Origin of the sequence: Roseicella frigidaeris, from assembly GCF_003258945.1 — a bacterium.
Lineage (GTDB): Bacteria > Pseudomonadota > Alphaproteobacteria > Acetobacterales > Acetobacteraceae > Paracraurococcus > Paracraurococcus frigidaeris.
In genome coordinates this window covers 236,835-258,222 of the sequence record NZ_QLIX01000001.1, presented here as the reverse complement: position 1 = coordinate 258,222, position 21,388 = coordinate 236,835, and the positions used below count along the sequence as shown (strand labels likewise).

Annotated in this window: 17 protein-coding genes; 11 read left to right on the top strand and 6 right to left on the bottom strand. The window is 74.0% G+C overall.

Annotated features, from left to right (window positions below; translation table 11 throughout):
* Positions 1-65: 65 nt before the first annotated feature.
* Positions 66-683 carry an EI24 domain-containing protein gene (locus tag DOO78_RS01220; protein WP_243634295.1) on the top strand — a complete coding sequence of 206 codons (618 nt, stop codon included), beginning with the start codon at positions 66-68 and terminating at the stop codon, positions 681-683.
* A gap of 125 nt (positions 684-808) precedes the next feature.
* Here DOO78_RS01220 and DOO78_RS27290 read toward each other — a convergent pair whose 3' ends face one another.
* Positions 809-1,021: a hypothetical protein gene (locus DOO78_RS27290; RefSeq protein ID WP_165838640.1), complete on the bottom strand. Its 213-nt coding sequence runs from the start codon at positions 1,019-1,021 to the stop codon at positions 809-811.
* A 13-nt stretch (positions 1,022-1,034) separates the two neighbouring features.
* Here DOO78_RS27290 and DOO78_RS01215 point away from each other — a divergent pair, with 13 nt between their 5' ends.
* The 5 genes from DOO78_RS01215 (at position 1,035) to DOO78_RS01195 (ending at position 5,537) form a co-directional block, all read left to right on the top strand.
* On the top strand, positions 1,035-1,475 hold the full coding sequence (locus DOO78_RS01215) for a bactofilin family protein (RefSeq protein ID WP_243634294.1): 441 nt from the start codon (positions 1,035-1,037) through the stop codon (positions 1,473-1,475).
* A 69-nt stretch (positions 1,476-1,544) separates the two neighbouring features.
* A complete protein-coding gene (locus DOO78_RS01210; RefSeq protein WP_111467890.1) occupies positions 1,545-2,036 on the top strand; it encodes a hypothetical protein in 492 nt (163 codons plus the stop codon).
* A gap of 161 nt (positions 2,037-2,197) precedes the next feature.
* Positions 2,198-3,109, top strand: a complete 912-nt coding sequence (locus DOO78_RS01205; RefSeq protein ID WP_111467889.1) for an AEC family transporter — start codon at positions 2,198-2,200, stop codon at positions 3,107-3,109.
* Between the two features lie 213 nt (positions 3,110-3,322).
* A complete protein-coding gene (locus DOO78_RS01200; RefSeq protein ID WP_111467888.1) occupies positions 3,323-4,291 on the top strand; it encodes a Bug family tripartite tricarboxylate transporter substrate binding protein in 969 nt (322 codons plus the stop codon).
* 211 nt (positions 4,292-4,502) lie between these two features.
* Positions 4,503-5,537, top strand: coding sequence for an SAM-dependent methyltransferase (locus DOO78_RS01195; protein WP_111467887.1), 1,035 nt, complete (start codon positions 4,503-4,505; stop codon positions 5,535-5,537).
* Positions 5,538-5,722: 185 nt separating this feature from the next.
* Here DOO78_RS01195 and DOO78_RS01190 read toward each other — a convergent pair whose 3' ends face one another.
* Genes DOO78_RS01190 through DOO78_RS01180 form a run of 3 tightly spaced genes read right to left on the bottom strand, consistent with a single transcriptional unit; the run spans position 5,723 to position 8,840 of the window.
* Entirely contained in the window at positions 5,723-6,016 is a 294-nt protein-coding gene (locus DOO78_RS01190) for a hypothetical protein (protein WP_111467886.1), read from the bottom strand.
* 14 nt (positions 6,017-6,030) lie between these two features.
* Entirely contained in the window at positions 6,031-6,495 is a 465-nt protein-coding gene (locus DOO78_RS01185; RefSeq protein ID WP_111467885.1) for a DUF488 domain-containing protein, read from the bottom strand.
* 32 nt (positions 6,496-6,527) lie between these two features.
* The gene (locus DOO78_RS01180) at positions 6,528-8,840 is read right to left on the bottom strand and encodes an NADP-dependent malic enzyme (protein ID WP_111467884.1); all 2,313 of its coding nucleotides are present in this window, start codon (positions 8,838-8,840) and stop codon (positions 6,528-6,530) included.
* Between the two features lie 192 nt (positions 8,841-9,032).
* Here DOO78_RS01180 and mutS point away from each other — a divergent pair, with 192 nt between their 5' ends.
* Complete coding sequence (gene mutS, locus DOO78_RS01175; protein WP_111467883.1) at positions 9,033-11,777, top strand: DNA mismatch repair protein MutS; 2,745 nt, start codon at positions 9,033-9,035, stop codon at positions 11,775-11,777.
* 83 nt (positions 11,778-11,860) lie between these two features.
* Positions 11,861-14,623 (top strand): [protein-PII] uridylyltransferase, encoded by a 2,763-nt coding sequence (locus tag DOO78_RS01170; RefSeq protein ID WP_243634293.1) that lies wholly within the window; start codon positions 11,861-11,863, stop codon positions 14,621-14,623.
* Between the two features lie 159 nt (positions 14,624-14,782).
* Here DOO78_RS01170 and xdhB read toward each other — a convergent pair whose 3' ends face one another.
* Together xdhB and DOO78_RS01160 are read right to left on the bottom strand one after the other, a co-directional pair.
* A complete protein-coding gene (gene xdhB, locus DOO78_RS01165; RefSeq protein ID WP_111467881.1) occupies positions 14,783-17,035 on the bottom strand; it encodes a xanthine dehydrogenase molybdopterin binding subunit in 2,253 nt (750 codons plus the stop codon).
* A 29-nt stretch (positions 17,036-17,064) separates the two neighbouring features.
* A complete protein-coding gene (locus DOO78_RS01160) occupies positions 17,065-18,453 on the bottom strand; it encodes an FAD binding domain-containing protein (protein WP_111467880.1) in 1,389 nt (462 codons plus the stop codon).
* Between the two features lie 142 nt (positions 18,454-18,595).
* Between DOO78_RS01160 and gnd the strand changes: the two genes are divergently transcribed.
* The 3 genes from gnd to DOO78_RS01145 are packed head-to-tail and all read left to right on the top strand — an operon-like array spanning position 18,596 to position 21,174.
* Positions 18,596-19,588, top strand: coding sequence for a phosphogluconate dehydrogenase (NAD(+)-dependent, decarboxylating) (gene gnd, locus DOO78_RS01155; protein WP_111467879.1), 993 nt, complete (start codon positions 18,596-18,598; stop codon positions 19,586-19,588).
* A gap of 10 nt (positions 19,589-19,598) precedes the next feature.
* Positions 19,599-20,105: a gluconokinase gene (locus DOO78_RS01150; protein ID WP_111467878.1), complete on the top strand. Its 507-nt coding sequence runs from the start codon at positions 19,599-19,601 to the stop codon at positions 20,103-20,105.
* Positions 20,106-20,145: 40 nt separating this feature from the next.
* Positions 20,146-21,174 (top strand): glycosyltransferase family 4 protein, encoded by a 1,029-nt coding sequence (locus tag DOO78_RS01145; RefSeq protein ID WP_128079980.1) that lies wholly within the window; start codon positions 20,146-20,148, stop codon positions 21,172-21,174.
* Positions 21,175-21,388 lie beyond the last annotated feature (214 nt).

Here is a 21,388-nt window from a genome sequence, read left to right as displayed (position 1 = left end):
GGCCCCCGCCTGGGCCATCGCTGGATGGGATGATGCTGGCTGCCTGCACGCTGACGCTCCGGCAGATGTCGGACCCCGCCTTCCTCGCCCCTCTCGCCAAGGGGCTGTTCGGCGCGGTCGCGGTCTTCGCCGGCCTCGCCCTCCTCGCCGCCTGGGGCACTGGCGCGCTGGCCGGCGGCACGGGCTGGCTGGCCACCGCCGCCGCGACCTTCGGCGGGCTGCTCACGCTGGGGCTGGCCTACTGGCTCTTCATCCCCGCCATGCTGGCGATCTCCGGCCTGTTCCTCGATCCGGTGGCGGCGGCGGTGGAGCGGCGCTACTACCCCAGCCTGCCGCCGGCCGAAGGCGCCACGCTCGGCGCCCAGATCGGCTTCAACCTCAAGCTCGGCCTGGTGATGGCGGCGCTCTCGCTGCTCGCGCTGCCGCTCGCCCTCTTCGCGCCGCCCTTCGGGGCGGCGGCCTTCTGGCTGATCTCGACCGTCGCCCTCGGCCACGGGCTGTTCGAGGGGGTGGCGCAGCGGCGCATGACGGTGGAGGCGGCGCGGAGGCTGCGGCGCAGCCGGGAGTGGCAGGTGCTCGGCCTCGGCGCGGTGCTGGCGACGCTTGCCCTGGTGCCGGTCGTGAACCTCCTCGTGCCGGTTCTCGGCACGGCGGCGATGACGCATCTCCTGCAACGTGGTTGACTGGAAATAGCCGGGAAAAAATCCTCTCGGAAATGCGATCTCTCGGTTGTGTTACCACGAGCCTGCATGGTAGCCGGGGACCTTGCGCGACACGCCGCGCCGGACCGCCCGGACGCTTGGTTCGCTCATGCTCTGAAGGGGGGCAGCATGGCCATCTTCGGCCGCAAACGTGACGAGGGACCGGCGGTGCCGGCCGCCGAACCGACGCCGGCGACGATCCCGGCCGCCAAGGATTCCGATATCGGCGTGCCGCCTTTCCGTCCCGCATTGAAGGACTCGCCCAGCATGTCCATGGCTCCGAAGCCGACCGCCACGCCCGCCACGCCGAGCGTCGGCATCCGTCCCGCGCCCGTGGGGCCTGCGGTCGGCGTGCCGTCCCGGCCGCCGCTACGCGGCGAGGCCGGCGAGCGCCGCACCCTGGTCGTCGGTCGCGGCATCAGCCTGCAGGGCACCGTCACCGATGCCGAGCGCCTGGTGGTCGAGGGCACGGTCGAGAGCCAGATGATCCAGGCAAGCGAGCTCTTCGTCGCCCAGTCCGGCATCTGCAAGGGCGAGCTGCAGGTCGAGGACGCGGAGATCGCCGGCCTCTTCGACGGCACCATCACCGCCCGCAACAGCCTGGTCATCCGCGCCAGCGGCAAGGTCAACGGCACCGCGCGCTGCCGCAAGCTCTCGGTCGAGGAGGGCGGCCAGGTCTCCGGCCAGATGGAGATGCTGACCGAGGCCCAGGCCGCCGCCGCGCCGCGCGCCGCGGTGCCCGCCCCGGTGATCCCGGCGCCGGCCGAGGCCTGACCAGCCCGGGCCGATGGCGGGCGGTTCCTGCCGGCCCGCCCCCGCCCCAACCCTCGGCACGGCCCGAGCATGGCGATCACGCCCTGGCTCCGCCTGCTGCTCCTGCTCCCGGCCGCGGCCTGCGCCACGTCCGGCGAGCGCGAGGCCGAGGCGCTGCGCCACGCCCTCGAGAGCAGCCAGGCCAGCCTGGCCGCCCTGGCGCCGCAGGGCATCCCGGCCCAGCCCGCCCCGCGCCCCGTCAGCCTGACCGCAGCCACCAGCCCGGCGGCGATGCCCGCCCTGCCAGCCGCGGCCAGCGGCCCGGCCCCGACCGCCGCGGCCCAGCTCCTCGGCGCCCCGCCGGCGCTGCTGCGCCGCTGGCTCGGCGAGCCCTCGCTCATCCGCGCGGAGGGCGGCGCCGAGGTCTGGCTCTATGCCGGCCCGGCCTGCGCCCTCGACCTCGTGCTCTATCCGGCCGGCGACGGTCTCGGCGTGGCGCATGCCGCGGCGCGGGCGAGCGGCGCGACGCCGCGCACCGAGGCCGCCTGCCTCGCCGAGCTCGCGGGCCGGCCGATGCCCTGAGACGGCACGGGGGCGGCGCGCGGAGGGGCGGGCCCCCGGTCGTGGCCCGGCGCCCCGCGGCCGCCGCGCCGCCGGATTGGCCGCAATCCGCTGTAGACGCGGCCGCCGCGAGCGGTCCCAATCCGCCTCCCCCCCCGAATCGAGCATCGCGGCGCCGGTCCTTGTCCCTCTATCTCGACGTCTTCGTGCCGCCCTTCGGGCTGCTGCTGCTCGGCGCCCTGCTGCGCCGCCACCTGCTGCGGGAGGAGGCGGTCTGGGCCGGGATCGAGCGGCTGGTCTTCTGGGTGCTGATGCCGGCCCTGCTCTGCTCGGCGATCGCCGCGGTCGACCTGGCGAGCCTGCCGATCGGCGGCATGGCGGGGGCCATCTGGCTCTCCCTGCTCGGCGGCGCGGCGCTGAGCCTCGGCCTGGCGCGGCTGGCGCGGGTCGACCACCCGGCGATGACCTCGGTCGTCCAGGGCGGCATCCGCTTCAACAACCTGATGGGCTTCGCCGTCACCGGCAGCCTGTTCGGCGCCGCGGGCACCTCGCTCGGCGCCATCACCACCGGGCTCATCGTGCCCTTCGCGCAGCTGCTGACGACCCTCGCCTTCGCGCTCGGCCGGGGCGGCGGCTTCTCCGCGGCGCGGGCGCTGCGGCAGCTCGCCCTGAACCCGCTGCTGCTGGCCTGCCTCGCCGGCTTCCTGCTCGCCGCCCTCGGCGGCCTGCCGCGCGGCCTCGCGCCCCTGGCCCGGACGCTCGGCCAGGCCTCCGTCGCGCTCGGCCTGCTCTGCGTCGGGGCGGCGCTCACCGCCGGCGCGCTGCGCGACCGACTCGGGCTGCAGCTCGCAACCTCGGTCATCAAGCTGGCGCTGGTGCCGGCCATGGTGCTCGGGCTCGGCCATGCCTTCGGCCTCGATCCCCTCCCCCTGGCCTCGGCGCTGACCTTCATGGCGCTGCCGACGGCGACGACGAGCTACGTCATGGCCCGCGCCATGGGCGGCGACGCGCCGCTGATGGCGGCGCTGACCACGCTCGAGCACCTGCTGGCGGTGATCACCCTGCCGCTGTGGATCCTCATTCTCGCCTCGTGACGGGAGGCCAGGCTTTCCGGTAGATGCGAACAGCGGATCCAGGTCGTTGCTTGATCGCGTGCTTCACGCCTGCGGTGCGTCCACCTCAGGCGATCACGCTCCGGGCGTGGATCTTGCTTGGATCAGGCCATGGCCCCGCCGGCCCGCGCCGCCCGCCCCGCCGGGGCGCGGCGGGCGGCAGCCGGGGGGCGCTGGCGATGCAGGGCGAATGCGATGCTGGGACGGCGTGGACTGCTTTCGGGAACAGGGGCGGCGGCACTGGCCGCCGGCACGGCGCGGGCGCAGGCCTGGCCGGACCGGCCGCTGCGCTGGGTGGTCGGCTACCCGCCGGGCGGCGCCAGCGACACCTTCGCGCGGCTGATCGGCGGCCATATCGGCGGCCGCCTCGGCCAGAACGTGGTGGTCGAGAACCGGCCCGGCGGCGGCGCCGTGGTGGCCAGCGAGGCGGTCGCCCGCGGTGCCCCGGATGGATACACGCTGCTGCATGTCGACAACGGCATCCTGGTCTACAACCCGGCGCTCTACAGCCGGCTGCCCTACGACCCGGACAAGGATTTCCAGGGCGTCGGCTTCATCGGCCGCTTCCCGCTCTTCATCGTGGTCCGTCCGGACGACCCGGTGCGGGATTTCGCCGATTTCCTCGCCCGCTCGAAGATCCGCGTGCCGAATTACGGCTCCCCGGCCGTGGCCTCGCCGCATCACCTGGCGATGGAGATGGTCAAGCGCCGCACCGGGTTGGAGGCGACGCACGTCCCCTATCGCGGCGGCCCGGCGGCGATGCAGGACCTGCTCGCCGGCAATGTGGACAGCGTGGTGATCGACTGCGCCTCCGGCATCCCCTTCATCGCCACCGGCAAGGTGAAGACGCTCTGCTGCTTCTCCGAGGCGCGCAGCCCGCGCGCGCCCGACGTGCCGACGCTGCGCGAGCTCGGCCATGCCAATGCCGTCGCCTATGGCTGGCAGGGCATGAGCGTGCCCACCGGCGTCCCGGCGCCAATCGTGGCGCGGCTCGCCGAGGCGTTGCAGGCCGGCGTCGCCGCCGATGACGTGCAGGCCCGCTACCGCGATCTCGGCATCGAGAGCGCGCCCTGGAGCCCGGCGGAGTTCCAGCAATTCGTCGCCCGCGAGAACGCCGAGTGGCGGCCGCTGATCCGCGAGCTCGGCATCCGGCTCGACGGGTGAGGCTGGAGGGCCTCGATGGCGCCCCATCGAGGCCCGCATGCCGAAGGCAGGACGGTTTCGCCTTCCTGTCCCCCGAACGCCGGGCGCCGCGCCGCCGCGCCGCCTGGCGTCGCGGCATGAGCCGCGGGCCGGCATCGATGCAGGCCGGCCTGGCGCAGGCGGCGGGGCGCGCTCATTTTGTTGGTAACCCGGCTGCGGCACATGCGGGGGCATGCCGCTCAGCCTGTTCCGCTCCCTCGCCCGCGCCCGGCGCCGCGGCAACCTCAACCCTCCGGCCGAGTGGCTGAGGCTGCAGACCCGCGAGGCGGAGATGCTCCGCTGGAGCGTGAAGGTGCTGGGCAACGACCTGGTGCAGCGCCACTACGCCGCCGGCCTGGCCGGGCCGGCGGTGGCGCTGCCGGAGGCCCCGGCGTCGGCCGGCCTGACCAGCCGCACCTGCCGGCAGGCCGATATCGAGGGCCCCTGGGTGCGGCACTGGTGCCGGGCGCTCGGCACCACGCCCTTCTACCACCGCAAGCTCTGGGAGGATTGCTACATCCTCCAGGTGCTCTGGGAGGCCGGCCTGCTGGCACCCGGCCGGCGCGCCATCGGCTTCGCGGTGGGCGAGGAGCCGCTGCCGGCCATCCTCGCCTCCCATGGGGTCGAGGTGCTGGCGACCGACATCGCCGCCGAGGACATGCGGGCGCAGGACTGGATCGCCACCGGCCAGCACGGCGCCGGCACAGACCGGCTCTTCCGGCCGCATCTCTCGGACCGCGCCGCCTTCGACCGGCTGGTCAGCTTCCGCAGCGCCGACATGGCCGAGCTGCCGGAAGCGCTGCTGGACGGCAGCCGCGACATCGTCTGGTCGGCCTGCTCGATGGAGCATCTCGGCTCGCACGAGGCGGGGCTCGCCTTCGTCGAGACGGCGATGCGCTGCCTGCGCCCGGGCGGCGTCGCGGTGCACACCACCGAGCTGAACCTCGACCCGGAGGCCTCGACGCCCGACCGCGGCAGCACCGTGCTGTTCCAGCGCCGGCATCTCGAGGCGCTGGCCGCCCGGCTGGCGGCGCGCGGCCACCGCATGCTGCCGCTCGACGACCGGCACCCGATCGGCGTGATGGACCAGTTCGTCGATGTCCCGCCCTTCGAGGAGGGCCGCGTACCGCTCGGCCCGATCTCGCCGCCGCATCTGCGGCTCTCGATCGCCGGCTACCCCGCGACCTCGGTGGGAATCGTGGTCGTCGCGGGGCAACGGGTGCCGTAACTATTCCGCAATTCCACGCTGTTATCGGTAGGCCCTCAACCGGGGAACCATGGACCGCCGGCCGATGTTGCAGCGCCTCCTTCGTCGCCTCCGCCACCGCCTGCACCGCTACCTGCATTACCGTCCGGAGCGGCGCTACATGCGTGGCTGAGGGGGGCCGGCGCCCTGGGCCGGGGACTGCGGCCTCAGGGCGCGAGGGCGTCCTTCAGCCATTGCTCGCCCACCGTGGGCAGGCCGTTCCAGGCCGCGTCGGCGGAGACCCGGGTGACCAGGAGCTGCGTCATGCTCCGCAATGGCTCGGGCAGCGCCCGCAGCAGGTGGTCGCGCAGGTAGCTCGGCGATACCCCGGTCTCGAGCAGGGTGGCCCCGGCCGATAGGCGCCAGTGCTCCGGCGCAATCTGGAAGATCGCCTCGAAGAAGCGCGTCTCGTCCTCCGATTCGAGGGCGGCGAGGTCGTGCAGGATCAGGCTCAGGGCCATGCGTCTCCCCCTGGTCAGGCCGGGAGGGCGCCGGCCGCGCTGAGGTGGACAATGGCAAACCCACCATGGCTTGCAACAGCTTCTGCAACCAGCGTGCGATGGCACTGCGCCGGATCCCGCTCCAGGCAGAGCAGGCAGACCCGCCCCGCCCGCGCCGAGGCGGCCAGATCCCCGAGCGCCGCCTGCGCCTCGGTGCCCGCCAGCCTTGCCCCGAAGATCCGCCGCATCTCGCCATAGCGCCCCGCCCGGACGGCGGCCCGCCCCTCGGCCGGGGTGCCGAGGGCGCGCATGTGCCGATAGCCGATGCCGGCCGCCTCCAGCGATTGCGACAGGGCGCGCTTGGCGAATCCGGGCCGGCGGCTGTTCGCCAGCTCCCGGACATCGACCAGGGTGGTCACCCCGGCCTCGCGCAGGGACTCGATCAGCCGGTCGGGGGTGGCGCCCTCATAGCCGATGGTGAAGAGAGGCTGCTCCGGCATGGCGGACCCGAGAGGTTCGCGGCGCGGGCCGGTCAGCGCGCCGAGGCGGCATGCGCCGCGAGGCAGGCCATGTCGAGGAGCTGCCCGACCCCGGCATCGACCGGCACGATCTGCACCGGCTTCGAGAGCCCCATGAGCAGCGGCCCGATCGCCGTGCCGCTGGTCAGGTGCGGCACCGCCTTGGTGAGGATATGGGCGGCGTGCAGCCCGGGCATCACCAGCACGTTCGCCGGGCCGGTCAGCCGGCAGAAGGGATAGAGATGCGCCCGGAGGGCCGGGTTCAGCGCGACATCGGCCGCCATCTCGCCGTCATACTCGAAATCCACCTGCCGCTCGTCGAGCAGCTTCACCGCCTCGCGGATGCTGCCGGGGATGGAGCCCTTGGGGTCGCCGAAGGTCGAGAAGGAGAGGAAGGCGACCCGCGGCTCGTGCCCGAGCCGGCGCGCCGCGGCGGCGGACTGGGTGGCGATCTCGGCCAGCGTCGCGGCGTCCGGCCGCTCGTGGATCGCGGTGTCGGCGACGACCACCGTGCCGGAGACGCGGGCCAGCAGCAGGGTCAGGCCGAACATGACGCTGCCCGGCACCGGGTCGATCACCGTGGTGATGCCCTCGAGCGCCACCGAGTAGCTGCGGGTGACGCCGGTGACCAGCGCATCGGCATCGCCCGTCGCCACCATGCAGGCGGCGAAGACGTTGCGGTCCTGGTTGACCAGGCGCTGGCAGTCGCGGAACAGGAAGCCGTGCCGCTGCTGCCGGCGGTAGAGGAACTCGGCGTAGCGCCGGTTGCTGTCCGACAGCCGGGCGTTGCGGATGACGATGCCCTCCGGCAGGGGCAGGCCGAGGGCGCGCGTCGTCGCCTGGATGCGGTCCTCCCGCCCGACCAGCACCGGCGTGCCGTAGCCCGCCTGCTGGAAGGCGATGGCGGCGCGGATGACCTTCTCCTCCTCGCCCTCGGCGAAGACGACTGTCTTCGGGTTGGCCCGCACCCGCTCGGTGATGAGCTCGAGCGCATTGGCCGTCGGGTCCAGCCGGCCGGCGAGGCTGCGGGCGTAGCGCTGCAGGTCGGGGATCGGCCGACGCGCCACGCCGCTGTCGATCGCCGCCTTGGCGACGGCGACCGGGACGCGGCTGATGAGCCGCGGGTCGAAGGCGTTCGGGATGATGTATTCCGGGCCGAAGCGCAGCGACTTGCCCGCCCCGGCCGAGCCCACCTCCTCCGGCACGTCCTCGCGCGCCAGCAGGGCCAGCGCCCGGGCGGCGGCGATCTTCATCGCATCGTTGATGGTGCTCGCCCGGACATCGAGGGCGCCGCGGAAGATGAAGGGGAAGCCGAGGACATTGTTGACCTGGTTCGGGTAGTCCGAGCGCCCGGTCGCCACGATGCAGTCCGGCCGCGCCGCCCGCGCCTCCTCCGGCGTGATCTCCGGGTCGGGATTGGCCATGGCGAAGATGATCGGCCGGTCGGCCATGGCGCGGACCATCTCCTGCGTCACCGCGCCCTTGACCGAGAGGCCGAAGAAGACGTCGGCGCCCTCCAGCGCCTGGCTCAGCGTCCGCGCCCGGGTCTCCACCGCATGCGCCGACTTCCACTGGTTCATGCCCTCGGTGCGGCCCCGCCAGAGCACGCCCTTGGTGTCGCACATGATGATGTTCTCGGGCCGCATCCCCATGGCCCGCAGCAGCTCGGCGCAGGCGATGGCGGCCGAGCCGGCGCCGTTGATGACCAGCCGCGTCTCGGCGAGGTCGCGCCCGGTCAGGTGCGCGGCGTTGATCAGCCCGGCGGCGGCGACGATCGCCGTGCCGTGCTGGTCGTCGTGGAAGACCGGGATGTCCATCACCTCGCGCAGCCGCTGCTCGATGACGAAGCACTCGGGCGCCTTGATGTCCTCGAGGTTGATGCCGCCGAAGGAGGGACCGAGGAAGCGGACGGCGTTGACGAACTCGTCGGCATCCTCGGTGTCGAGGCAGAGATCGATGCCGTCGACATCGGCGAAGCGCTTGAACAGCGCCACCTTGCCCTCCATCACCGGCTTCGAGGCCAGCGCGCCGAGATTGCCGAGGCCGAGCACCGCCGTGCCGTTCGAGATCACGGCCACGAAATTCCCCTTGGCCGTGTAGTCATAGGCGAGCTTCGGGTCGCGGTGGATGTGCAGGCAGGGCTCGGCGACGCCCGGGCTGTAGGCGAGGGAGAGGTCGCGGGCGGTGATCAGCGGCTTGGTCAGGCGGATCTCGAGCTTGCCCGGCCGCCCCTCGGCATGCAGCGCCAGCGCCTCCTCCGGCGTGACGCGGGCGGTGCGGCCATCGGCGAGCGCGCCGGCCAGTCCGGCCTTGGGTGAATCATCCATGGATCGTTTCCTCTCGCTCGCCGGCCGGTCACCCGGGGGCCGTGGCGCCTCTCCCCCATGCGGACATTAAGGCAGCCCGTGCCGCCGCCGTGAAGGCGGGTGCTTCGCCGCCGCGAAGCGCCGTTGCCCCCGGCCAACGAAAGACCCGCCCCCGGGGCTGCCGCGGGCGCGCCGGACGCGGTAGAGACCGGCATGGACCAGGCCCCCGATTCCACCCGGCTGCCCAGCGCCGAGGGCGCCTCGCCCGCCATGGCGCAGTGGTTCGGCCTGAAGGCGGCGCATCCCGATGCGCTGCTCTTCTTCCGCATGGGCGATTTCTACGAGATGTTCTTCGCCGATGCCGAGGCGGCCGCCGGGGCGCTCGACATCGCGCTGACCTATCGCGGCGAGCACCAGGGCGGCCGCATCCCGATGTGCGGCGTGCCGGCGCACAGCCATGAGGGCTACCTGGCGCGGCTGATCCGCCGCGGCTTCCGGGTCGCCATCGCCGAGCAGATGGAGACGCCGGAGGCGGCGAAGCGGCGGAAGGCGAGCGCGGTGCGGCGCGAGGTGGTGCGCCTCGTCACCCCGGGCACCGTCACCGAGGAGACGCTGCTGGAGGCGGCGCGGCCGGCCTGGCTGCTGGCGCTGGCGCCGGAGGCGGAGCCGGCGGGCGAGCGGCTCGGCGCCGCCTGGCTCGACCTCTCGACCGGCGCCTTCGAGACCGAGGCGCTGGCGGCGGCCGAGCTGCCGGCGCTGCTGGCCCGGCTGGAGCCGGCCGAGGTGCTGGCGCCGGCCGCGCTCGCCGCGACGCTCCCCGGCGCGGTGGAGGCGAGCCCGCCGCGCGACGGCGCCCGGCGGCTCGCCGAGGCCTTCGGCGTCGCCACGCTGGAGGGCTTCGGCAGCTTCTCGCCGGCCGAGGCGGCGGCGGCGGCGATGGCGCTCGACTATGTCCGCGCCACCCAAAAGGGCGAGGCCGGCCGCGCCCTGCCGCATCTCGCGCATCCCGTGCCGCGCGGCGAGCGCGGCGTGCTGCAGATGGATGCCGCCACCCGCCGCAGCCTCGAGATCCTGCGCAGCGAGCGCGGCGGGGCGCGCGATTGCCTGCTCGCCGCCGTCGACCGCACGGTGACCGCCGCCGGGGCGCGGCTGCTGGCCCACCGGCTCGGCTGCCCGCTGGCCGAGCCGGAGCCGATCGCGGCGCGGCACGACGCGGTGGCGGCGCTGCTGGCCGCGCCGGCGCTGCGGGCGGCGATCCGGGCGGCGCTGAAGGGCGCGCCGGACATGGCCCGCGCCCTCGGCCGGCTGGCGCTCGACCGCTTCGCGCCGCGCGACCTGGCGGCGATCCGCGACGGGCTGGCGCGCGCCGCCGCCATCGCCGAGGCCCTGGCGCGGTCGCCCCAGGGGAGCCTCCAGGGGAGCGTCGCGGGGCTGGACGCGCCGGTCGCCATCCCGCCCCTGCTCGGCGGCTGCGCCGCGGCGCTGCGCCCGGCCGCCGACCCCTCGCCCGAGCTCGCCCGGGCCCTGGCCGAGACGCTGCCGGCGCGGCTGGAGGATCCGGGCATCGTGGCGCCGGGCTATGACGGCGAGCTCGACGGGCTGCGGCGGCTGCGCGACGACGCCCGCGGCGCCATCGCGGCGCTGCAGCTCGACCTCGCCCAGGCCTGGGGGGTGGCGAGCGTCAAGGTCCGCCACCACCAGCAATTCGGCTATCTGGCCGAGCTGCCCGCCGCCGCCGGGGAGGCGCTGCTGCGCAGCCCGCCCGCCGGCGCCACCGGCGATTTCGCCCCGATCCACCGCCAGACCATGGCCAATGGCGTGCGCTTCACCTGCGCCGCCCTCGCCGCGCTCGACCGCCGCCTGTCCGAGGCGGCGGAGGGGGCGGCCCGGCGCGAGCGGGCGATCGCGCGGCATCTGCGCGACCGCTGCCTCGCCGCGGCACCGGGCATCGCCGGGGCGGCGGCGGCGCTGGCCGAGCTCGACCTGCAGGCCGGCGCCGCCGAGCTCGCCGCCGAGGGCGGCTGGTGCCGGCCGGAGATCACGGCGCGGCCGGAGTTCCGCATCGTCGCAGGCCGCCACCCGGTGGTCGCGGCGGCGCTGGCGCGCAGCCGCGGGCCGGCCTTCGTCCCCAATGACTGCGACCTCTCGCCGGGCCAGCGGATCTGCCTGCTCACCGGGCCGAACATGGCCGGCAAGTCGACCTTCCTGCGGCAGAACGCGCTGATCGCGGTGCTCGCCCAGGCCGGCCTCTTCGTGCCGGCCGAGAGCGCCCGGCTCGGCCTGGTGGACCGGCTCTTCTCGCGCGTCGGCGCTTCGGACGACCTGGCCGGCGGCCGCTCCACCTTCATGGTGGAGATGGCGGAGACGGCGGCGATCCTGAACCTCGCCGGGCCGCGCAGCCTGGTGGTGCTCGACGAGGTGGGGCGCGGCACCGCGACCTGGGACGGGCTCGCCATCGCCTGGGCGGCGCTGGAGGCGCTGCACGACCGCACCCGCTGCCGCACCATCTTCGCCACGCATTTCCACGAGCTGACCGCGCTGGCCGGCAAGCTGCCGGAGCTGGCGCCGGCGACGATGCGTGCGAAGGAATGGAAAGGCGAGGTGGTCTTCCTGCACAGCGTCGCCCCCGGCACCGCCGAGCGGTCCTGGGGCCTGCATGTGGCGAAGCTCGCCGGCATCCCGCGCCCGGTGCTGGCGCGCGCGGCGCAGGTGCTGGCGGCGCTGGAGGCGCGCGCGAAGGGCCTCGACCCGCTCTCGGACGAGCTGCCGCTTTTCGCGCGCCCCGCCGCGGCCGGCGCTGGCGCCTCGGCGCCGGCGCCGGTCACGGAGCCTGCCGCCGGCCATCCCGTCCTGGCCGCGCTCGCCGCGCTCGATCCCGATACGCTGTCGCCACGGGATGCGCAGGATGCGCTGTATCACCTGAAAAGCCTATTGGTTGGTGCTGTCCCCGGCGGCTGAGTGCGGCTACTCTGGTGGGAATGACCGCCGCCTCCGCTCTTCCCGCCCGGGCCAACGCCCAGCGCCATCCGGTGCTGGCCGAGATGCCGAGTGTCATCCCGGACCTGATCGCCGAGCTGACGGGGGAAGCCGGCGGCGGACCGATCCGCCGGGAGGATGCGCTCGACACGCTGCGGCGGCATCTCGGCCGCATCCAGGGCACGGTGCAGGACAGCTTCGAGGCGCATGAGCTCTCCGGCCTCGCCGCCGCCCGCTGGCTGGCGGCGCTGAGCGACGGGCTGATGCTGGCGATCCACCACTACGCCCTGGCCATGGTGCCGGCGCGCGGAGCGGCGGAGCTGGCCGAGGCGCCCTTCGCCCTGGTGGCGACCGGCGGCTATGGCCGCGGCGTGCTGGCGCCCTATTCCGATATCGACCTGCTCTTCCTCTCCGACCAGCCGGCCGGCCCGCGGGCGCAGCGGGTGGTGGAGTTCGTGCTCTACCTGCTCTGGGATCTCGGGCTGAAGGTCGGGCACGCCACCCGCAGCATCGGCGACTGCCTCGACGAGAGCACCAAGGACGCGACCATCATGACCGCCCTGGTCGATGCGCGCTTCCTCGCCGGCGAGCGGCCGATCTTCGACCGCTTCACCGAGGCCTTCGCCCGCATGCGCGGCCAGCGCGGCCTCGGCCCCTTCCTCGCCGCCAAGCGGGCCGAGCGCGCCGCCCGGCACGCCCGCTACGGCGACAGCCCCTATCTGGTGGAGCCGAACATCAAGGAGGGGCGCGGCGGGCTGCGCGACCTGCAGACCCTCTACTGGCTCGCCCGCTACGCCTTCAACACCCAGCGCATGCCGGACCTGGTGGGCCCGGAAAGCCCCGGCGGCGGGCTGCTGACCGAGCACGAGGCGCGCGCCATCCGCCGCGCCTGGGACTTCCTCTGGACCGTCCGCTTCCACCTGCACTACGTCGCCGGCCGGGCCGAGGACCGGCTGACCTTCGACTTCCAGCCGGTGGTCGGCGCCCGCATGGGCTACACGCCGCGCGGCCGGCAGGACGGCGTCGAGCGCTTCATGAAGCACCTGTTCCTGACGGTGCGCGACGTGCTCCGCCTGACCCGGGTGCTGGAGCCGGCGATCGAGCGGGCCTCGCTCGGCCCGCCGGCCACCCGGCGGCAGGGCGATGCGGCGCTGGCCGAGGCCGGGCTCGCCTTCGCCGACGGCAAGCTGGTGGCGGCGCCGCCGAACCGCGACTTCTCCCGCGAGCCGATCCTGATGCTCAGGATCCTGAAGGCGGCGCGGGACCGCAAGCTGGAGATCCACCCCCTCGCCATCCGCGCCCTGATCCGCAACGCCCATCACGCCACGGCGCTGCGCGGCACGGAGGAGGCGAACACCCTCTTCCTCGACCTGCTCGCCGGCCGCGACGCCGCCACCTGGCTGCGGCTGATGAACGAGACCGGCTTCCTCACCCGCTTCATCCCCGACTGGGGCCGCATCGTCGGGCTGATGCAGTTCGACACCTACCATGTCTACACGGTGGACGAGCACACCATCGAGGCGATCGGGGTGCTGCAGCAGGTCGAGCGCGGCGAGCTGGCCGAGGCGGCGCCGGTCGCCTCCGAGCTGATCAGCCAGCTGCAGTCGCGCCGCGCCCTCTACATGGCGACGCTGCTGCACGACATCGCCAAGGGCCGCGGCGGCGACCATTCCGAGCTCGGCGCCCGCATCGCCACCGAGCTCGGCCCCAAGCTGGGCCTGACGCCGGAGGAGACCGAGACCGTCTCCTGGCTGGTGCTGCACCACCTGCTGATCAGCCAGACCGCCTTCAAGCGCGACATCGAGGATCCGAAGACCATCCTCGACATCGCCGACCTGGTGCAGTCGCCCGAGCGGCTGCGGCTGCTGCTGGTGCTGACGGTCTGCGACATGCGGGCGGTCGGGCCGAAGGTCTGGAACGGCTGGAAGGCGACCCTGCTGCGCGAGGTCTACTGGCGCGTGGCCGAGGTGCTGGCCGGCGGCCTCTCGGTGCCCGAGCGCGATGTCCGCGTCGCCCGGGCGCGGGAGGCGGCGGCGGCCATGCTGGCGGGCTGGCCGGCCGCCGACCGCGAGCATTTCCTCGGCCTCGGCTATCCCGGCTACTGGCTCTCCTTCGATGCCGAGACGCATGCCCGCCACGCCGCGCTGATCCGCGAGGCGGAGGCGTGCAAGGCGCCGCTGACGGTCAAGACCCGGGTGCTGGAGAGCCGGGCGGTGACCGAGATCACCGTCTATGCCGCCGACCATCCGGGCCTGTTCAGCCGCATCGCCGGCGCGCTCGCCGTCGCCGGCGCCTCCATCGTCGATGCCCGCATCCACACGCTGACCAACGGCATGGCGCTCGACACCTTCTGGGTGCAGGACGCGGCCGGCGGCGCCTTCGACGCGCCGCACCGGCTGGCCAAGCTCTCGGTGCTGATCGAGCAGGCGCTGTCCGGCCGGCTGCGGCTGCGCGACGAGATCCGCAAGGTGCGGCGGGAGCCGGCGCGGCTGCGCGCCGTCACCGTCCCGCCCCGCGTGGTCTTCGACAACCACGCCTCCAATACCCATACCGTCATCGAGGTGAATGGCCGCGACCGGCCGGGCCTGCTGCATGACGTGACGGCGGCGATCAGCGACCAGGGGCTGCAGATCGCCTCGGCGCACATCACCACCTATGGCGTGCGGGCGGTGGACGTCTTCTACGTGAAGGACGTGTTCGGCCTGAAAGTGGAGAACGAGCGCAAGCTGGCCACGCTGCGGCTGGCGATGGAGGCGGCGCTGGCGCCGCCGGGCGAGGGCGGCGGCGCGGTGCTGCCGGCGCCGCGCGCCGCCGCCGACCGGGCCTAGGAGTTCCCCACGAAACCGCTGCGCGGCGTCGTGGGGGGGCCCGGGGATTCACCCAACGCCCGAATTCCGGCACAGCCTGTCGCGGCAAAGCCGCGCCAGGGCAACGGGCGACGCGTGTCCCGACAGCCGTCCTTCAGGCCGTGGTCCCGTCGCTAGCAGCTAGCCCCCGCGGATCGCCCGCAGCACCCGCTCCGGCGTCGCCGGCGCGTCCAGATGGTCGGTGCCGATCGCGTCCTTCAGCGCATTCCACACCGCCGTCGCCAGCAGCAGCGGCGGCTCGCCCACCGCCTTCGAGCGGAAGATGGTCTCCGAGCGCGCCGGCGCCCCCTCCAGCAGCCGCACCCGCAGCACCGGCGGCACCTCGCGGCTGCCGGGGATCTTGTAGGTGGAGGGGCCGAGGGTGCGCAGCCGCCCCGCGGCATCCCACCACAGCTCCTCGCAGGTCAGCCAGCCGAGCCCCTGGACGAAGGCGCCCTCCACCTGGCCGAGATCGACCGCCGGGTTGAGGCTGCGGCCGCAATCCTGCACCAGATGCGCCGCCAGGCAGCGATGCTCGCCGGTCAGCAGATCCACCGCCACCTCCGCCACGGCCGCGCCATAGGAGAAGTAGAAGAAGGGCTCGCCGCGCATGGTCGCGCGGTCCCAGTGGATGTCGGGCGTGCGGTAGAAGCCGGTCGCCGAGAGCGAGACCCGCTGCATGTAGGCGAGTTGCGCCAGGGCGCCGAATTCCATGGCGCGGTTGCCGCCGGCCGTCACCTGGCCCTCGGCGAAGGCGACCGCCTCCACCGGCACCCCCCATTCCGCCGCCGCCACCGCCGCCATGCGGGCGCGGATCGCGCTCGCCGCCGCATGCGCCGCCCAGCCATTGAGGTCGCTGCCCGTGCTCGCCGCGGTGGGGGAGGTGTTCGGCACCTCCGCCGTGCTGGTGGCGGAGACGGCGATGCGCCCGACATCGACGCCGAAGACGCTGGCCACCACCTGCGCCACCTTGATGAACAGCCCCTGCCCCATCTCCGTGCCGCCATGGTTCAGGCGGATCGAGCCGTCGGTGTAGACATGCACCAGCGCGCCGGCCTGGTTCATGTGCATCTGGCCGAAGGAGATGCCGAAGGCGAGCACCATGCTGCCGAGGCCGCGGCGCAGCGTTGGATGCGCCGCGTTGAAGGCCGCGATCTCCCGCCGCTTCTCGTCCCAGCCGGCATCCCGCCGCGCCTCGGCCCAGACGCGGCGGATCAGCGCCCCCTCCAGCGCCTGACCATAGGGCGTCTCGGCGCCATTCCCGCCGCCGGCGAAATTGCGCGCCCGCACATCCTCGGGCGGCAGGCCGCGCGCGGCGGCCACGCGATGCACCACATCCTCGATCAGCAGCGCCCCCTGCGGCCCGCCGAAGCCGCGGAAGGCGGTGTTGCTGACGGTGTTGGTGCGGCAGGCCAGGGCCCGCAGCGCCACATCCGGCACGTCGCAGCAGCCGAGCGCATGGGTGATGGCGCGGAAGATGACGCCGGCGGTGAGGTCGAGGCTGTGGCCGGCATCGGCGGCCAGCACCGCCTCCAGCGCCAGGATGCGGCCATCCTCGGCGAAGCCGGCCTGCCAGCGATAGAGGAAGGGGTGGCGCTTGCCGGTCGCCGCCATGTCCGCCTTGCGCGGCAGGCGGAGCTTCACCGGCCGGCCGGTGGCGCGGGCCGCCAGCGCCGCGGCGGCGGCGACCCAGCTCGCATTGCTCTCCTTGCCGCCGAAGCCGCCGCCCATGCGCCGCGTCGCCACGGTGATGCGGTTGAAGGGGCAGCCCAGCACCCGGGCGGCGATGTGCTGCACCTCGGTCGGGTGCTGGGTGGAGGACTGGATGGTCATCTCGCCATCCTCCCCCGGCAGGGCGAGGGCGATCTGGCCCTCGAGGTAGAAATGCTCCTGCCCGCCGACGCGGAATTCGCCGTGGCAGCGATGCGGCGCGGCGGCCAGGGCGGCGGCCGCGTCGCCGCGACGGATCTCCTGCGGCGGCAGCACCCAGGCCTCGCGGGCGATCGCCTCCTCGAGGCTGAGGATCGCCAGCAGGGGCGCGATCTCCGGCCGCAGCGCCGCGGCGCCGGCCAGGGCGGCGTCGCGCGTCGCGCCGACGACGATGGCCAGCGGCTGCCCGGCATGCAGGACCATGCCCTCGGCCAGCAGCGGCTCGTTGCTGCCGGCGGCGGCGATGTCGTTGCGGCCGGGGATGTCGCCCGGCCGCAGCACCGCGACGACGCCGGGCAGGGCCAGCGCCGGGCCGGGATCGAGCGCCAGCAGCCGGCCATGCGCGATGGGCGAGAGGGCAAGGGCGGCGTGCAGCAGGCCGGGCGGCTCGGGCAGGTCGTCGAGGAAGCGGGCCTCGCCGGTCGCGTGCTTCAGCGCGCTGTCCTGGCGCAGCGCCGCCCCCATGCCGCGCGCCGGGCCGCCCCCAGGCGCGTTCACAGCGCCTGCACCTCGAGCGGTAGGTCGGGGCGGGCGAGGCGCCAGTAGAGCCGGCGCAGCAGGCCCTGCGCCGCCGCCAGCCGGTAGCCAGCGCTGCCGCGGGCATCGGAGAGCGGCGCCACGTCCTGCGCCAGCGCCGCCGCCGCCGCTTCGAAGGCCGCCGGGGCCAGGGATGCCCCCGTCAGCGCCGCCTCCGCCGCCCGGGCGCGCGCCGCCATCGGCCCCATGCCGCCGAAGGCCAGCCGCACCGAAGCGATGCGCCCGTCCTCGACGCGCAGCAGGAAGGCGCCGCTCACCGCGGCGATGTCCTGGTCGTGGCGCTTCGAGAGCTTCTCGCAGGCCAGCACCTCGCCCGCGGCGGGGCGCGGCAGGCGGATGGCGCGGATCACCTCCTCCGGCGCCAGGGCGGTGCGGCGATAGCCGGCGAGGAAATCCTCGACCGGCATCTCCCGCTCGCCACGGACCGAGGCGAGATGCAGCCGCGCCCCGAGCGCCAGCAGCGCCGGCAGGGCATCGCCGATGGGCGAGGCGGTGCCGAGATTGCCGCCGAGCGTGCCGAGGCTGCGGATCTGCCGCGAGCCGAGCCGCCGCAGCAGGGCGGCGAAGGGCGCCAGCCCGCCGGTGAGCAGGGGCAGCAGCCGCGCATAGGGCAGCGCCGCGCCGATGGTGAGCCCGGCCGCATCCTCGGCGCAGGCCTGCAGCTCCGGCACGGCATCGAGCGCGATGATGGCCGGCGGGCGCTGGCGGTGCTCGCTCGCCAGCAGGCCGAGATCGGTGCCGCCGGCCAGCAGCAGCGCCGCGGGATGCGCCGCCCGCAGCCGCAGCAGCTCGGCGAGGCTCGCCGGGCGGTGGAAGACCTGTCCCTCGGCGGTGAAGCAGGCGGCCTCGGGGGGCGGCAGAACGGGCGGCGGCGCGCCGTCATCCGCCATCCCGGTCAGGGCGTCGAGGATCGGCCGGTAGCCGGTGCAGCGGCAGAGATTGCCCGCCAGCGCCTCATGCGGGTCGCCGCCCTCGCGCGTATGGGCCCAGGCGGCCATGACGATGCCGGGGGTGCAGAAGCCGCATTGCGTGGCATCCGCCTCGGCCAGGCGGTGCTGCACGGGGTGCGGGCCGAGGCCGGGCTGCCGCAGCCCCTCGACGGTGCGGATCGCCCTGCCATGCATCTGGCCGAGCATGGCGAGGCAGGCATTGATCGGCGCCCGGCTGCCATCGGCCGCCTCCAGCACCACCGTGCAGGCGCCGCAATCGCCCTCGGCGCAGCCTTCCTTGGTGCCGGTGAGGCTGGCCTGGCCGCGCAGCCAGTCGAGCAGGGTCATGGTCGGCGAGGTGCCGGCCGGGAGGCGGACCGGCGCGCCGTTGAGCAGGAAGCCGATGCGGTCGCTCATGGGCCGGGGATGTCCATGGGCGGAGCATAATGCATTTTCCGGGCCGGCTCCTGCCCGGCGGGGGTGCCGGCCAGCGTTCCCCCGCCGCCCGGCCGGGGCTACACAACCGTTTCCTCGCCACCGTTGCGGAAAGGATCACCGGGTGCAGCTTGGCATGGTCGGCCTCGGCCGGATGGGCGGCAACATCGTGCGGCGGCTGCTGCGGGCGGGCCATGCCTGCGTCGCCTTCGACCGCGACCCGGCCCCCGGCCAGGCGCTGGCGGCCGAGGGTGCGCAGGCGGTGGCGGATCTGGAGGCGCTGGTCGCCGCCCTCGCCCCGCCGCGCGCGGTCTGGGTGATGCTGCCGGCGGGCGAGGCGACCGAGGCGGCGCTGCTGACCCTGGCCGGGCTGCTGGCACCGGGCGACGTGCTGATCGATGGCGGCAACAGCTTCTGGAAGGATGGCGTCCGCCGCGGCGCCCTGCTGCGCGCGAAGGGGTTGCATTTCCTCGATATCGGCACCTCGGGCGGCGTCTGGGGGCTGGAGCGCGGCTACAGCCTGATGATCGGCGGCGAGGCCGAGGTGGTGCGGCGGCTGGACCCGATCTTCGCCGCGCTGGTGCCGGGCAAGGCGGCGGCGGCGCCGACGCCGGGAAGGACGGGCGACCCGCGGCCGGAGCAGGGCTATGTGCATGCCGGGCCGAACGGCGCCGGGCATTTCACCAAGATGGTCCATAACGGCATCGAATACGGGATGATGCAGGCCTTCGCCGAAGGGCTCGACATCCTGAAGCATGCCGATAGCGAGGCCCTGCCGCCGGACCAGCGCCTCAGCCTCAACCTCGCCGACATCACCGAGGCCTGGCGCCGCGGCAGCGTGGTGGCGAGCTGGCTGCTCGACCTGACGGCGCAGGCCCTGGCCGGCGATCCGGAGCTCGCCGGCTTCTCCGGCCATGTCAGCGACAGCGGCGAGGGCCGCTGGACGGTGCAGGCGGCGGTGGAGACGGCGGTCTCGGCGCCGGTGCTCTCGGCCGCGCTCTATGCCCGCTTCGCCAGCCGCGACGAGGCGCGCTTCTCCGGCAAGGTGCTCTCGGCCCAGCGCAAGGGCTTCGGCGGGCATCTCGAGCCGCCGAAGCCGCCGGAGGCGAAGGGCTGAGGCGGCGCGCATGGCAGGGGCGAAGCCGCTGGTCCTGGTGATGGGCGTCTCCGGGGCCGGCAAGAGCACGGTGGGCACGCTGCTGGCGGCGCGGCTGGATGTCGCCTTCGCCGATGCCGATTCCTTCCACCCGCCCGCCAACATCGCCAAGATGAGCCGCGGCGAGGCGCTCACCGATGACGATCGCTGGCCCTGGCTGGATGCGATCGGCGCCTGGGTGGATGCGCGGGGCGCCGCCGGGGCGGGCGGCGTCGTCACCTGCTCGGCGCTGAAGCGGATCTACCGCGCGCGGCTGCGGGCCGGACGGCCGGCCTTGCGGCTGCTGCACCTGGTGGGCGATCCGGCGCTGATCGGCGCGCGGCAGGCGGCGCGGGCCGGGCACTTCATGCCGCCGAGCCTGATGGCGAGCCAGTTCGCCACGCTCGAGACGCCGGAGGCGGCGGAGGGGGTGATCGAGCTGTCGGTGGAGGCGGCGCCGGAGGTCCTGGTGGAGGCAGCGATTAACAAGCTGTTATGAAGATTGCCGCGTCATAAGAATTCCCCATCGCGCCGGCCCCATGAAAATCCGAATCGTCCTGTCGCATCCGGCTTCGGACCTGTTCGGCGAAATCCGGGAGGCGGTGATCGCGCGGGAACTCGCTCGGCAGGGGCATGACGCCGCGGTCTATCGGATGTCCGATGGGGGCACCGTCAGGCGCGACATGTTCGCCGGCCTTGTCCCGCTTGTCTATTTCCCGGCCGATGACCGCGCCGCCGCGCCGCACCGCGCCGTCTCCACCGCCCTGCGCGGCGCGCTGACGACGGATGCGCCGGATGCCATCGTCTTCAAGGGGATCGGCTACGACATCGTCGCATTCGTCCTCGCGGCCCTGACGCACCCCCGCCCGAAGATCGGCTTCATCCTCGGGGGCAATGCCGTGGAGCCGGAACTCGCGGCGGCCCGCTTCGTGTTCGCGGAGAGCGGGAGCCAGGTGGCGGCGGTCAGGGCCGCGGCCGGGACGGGAATCGCCTGCCGGATCCTGCCGAAATTCGTCGATTGGACGGTCGCCGACCGGGTGCATGCCGAGCGCCAGGACCAGGCGCCGCATTACGACATCATCAATGTCGGCAGCTTCGAGGCGCGGAAGAACCAGATCGCGCTGCGCCCCTTCTTCGGCCGTTTCAGCATCGCCCTGGTCGGCGGCGGCGAGACGCTGGGCGAGGTGGCCGCCGCGGCGGCGGGGCATGACCGCATCCGCTTCCTCGGCGCGCTGCCGAACGCCGATGTGCTGGCGCAGCTCGGACGGGCACGCCTCATGGTGCATCCCTCGCTCTGGGAGGGCGTTCCCCGCGCGCTGATCGAATCCCTCGCCTGCGGCACGCCGGTGGTCGCGCATGCCGCAGCCATCCAGGGACGGTTCGGCGATGGCACTGGAGTCCGTCTCGTCGGCACCGACGAGTTGGGCACGACCGTCGCCAGCCTGCTCAGCGACCCGGGCACCCTGCGGCAATTCGGCGAGGACGGACGCCGCTTCGCCCAGCGCGAGCATGGCGCGCATCGCCTGCTGGAAGCCGCGCGGCATGTGGCGGAGATGGCGGCGGGCTAGACAGATCCCCACCAGTCGAGCATGCATGATCGTGATCTGTTCTGGCCTGCTCCAACGCCGGCATCATCGCTCAGTTATCGCATTTCGGACCCGCAGCCGGCATTGCAGGGTTCGGCTGGTTGGGCGTTCGCCATAACCTAGGGCACGTCCCCTGAACACCGGTTCAGGGGACGTGCCCCAGACTATTGTTTTCAGAGCATCTTCACCCGATCAG

What these genes read in the sequence shown, in the direction of transcription:
- DOO78_RS01220 (WP_243634295.1), top strand. Translation starts at nt 66, where the DNA reads ATGTCGGACCCCGCCTTCCTCGCCCCTCTCGCCAAGGGGCTGTTCGGC.
- DOO78_RS27290 (WP_165838640.1), bottom strand. Translation starts at nt 1,021, where the DNA reads ATGCCGACGCTCGGCGTGGCGGGCGTGGCGGTCGGCTTCGGAGCCATG.
- DOO78_RS01210 (WP_111467890.1), top strand. Translation starts at nt 1,545, where the DNA reads ATGGCGATCACGCCCTGGCTCCGCCTGCTGCTCCTGCTCCCGGCCGCG.
- DOO78_RS01200 (WP_111467888.1), top strand. Translation starts at nt 3,323, where the DNA reads ATGCTGGGACGGCGTGGACTGCTTTCGGGAACAGGGGCGGCGGCACTG.
- DOO78_RS01195 (WP_111467887.1), top strand. Translation starts at nt 4,503, where the DNA reads ATGCCGCTCAGCCTGTTCCGCTCCCTCGCCCGCGCCCGGCGCCGCGGC.
- DOO78_RS01190 (WP_111467886.1), bottom strand. Translation starts at nt 6,016, where the DNA reads ATGGCCCTGAGCCTGATCCTGCACGACCTCGCCGCCCTCGAATCGGAG.
- DOO78_RS01185 (WP_111467885.1), bottom strand. Translation starts at nt 6,495, where the DNA reads ATGCCGGAGCAGCCTCTCTTCACCATCGGCTATGAGGGCGCCACCCCC.
- DOO78_RS01180 (WP_111467884.1), bottom strand. Translation starts at nt 8,840, where the DNA reads ATGGATGATTCACCCAAGGCCGGACTGGCCGGCGCGCTCGCCGATGGC.
- mutS (WP_111467883.1), top strand. Translation starts at nt 9,033, where the DNA reads ATGGACCAGGCCCCCGATTCCACCCGGCTGCCCAGCGCCGAGGGCGCC.
- DOO78_RS01170 (WP_243634293.1), top strand. Translation starts at nt 11,861, where the DNA reads ATGCCGAGTGTCATCCCGGACCTGATCGCCGAGCTGACGGGGGAAGCC.
- xdhB (WP_111467881.1), bottom strand. Translation starts at nt 17,035, where the DNA reads ATGGGGGCGGCGCTGCGCCAGGACAGCGCGCTGAAGCACGCGACCGGC.
- DOO78_RS01160 (WP_111467880.1), bottom strand. Translation starts at nt 18,453, where the DNA reads ATGAGCGACCGCATCGGCTTCCTGCTCAACGGCGCGCCGGTCCGCCTC.
- DOO78_RS01150 (WP_111467878.1), top strand. Translation starts at nt 19,599, where the DNA reads ATGGCAGGGGCGAAGCCGCTGGTCCTGGTGATGGGCGTCTCCGGGGCC.
- DOO78_RS01145 (WP_128079980.1), top strand. Translation starts at nt 20,146, where the DNA reads ATGAAAATCCGAATCGTCCTGTCGCATCCGGCTTCGGACCTGTTCGGC.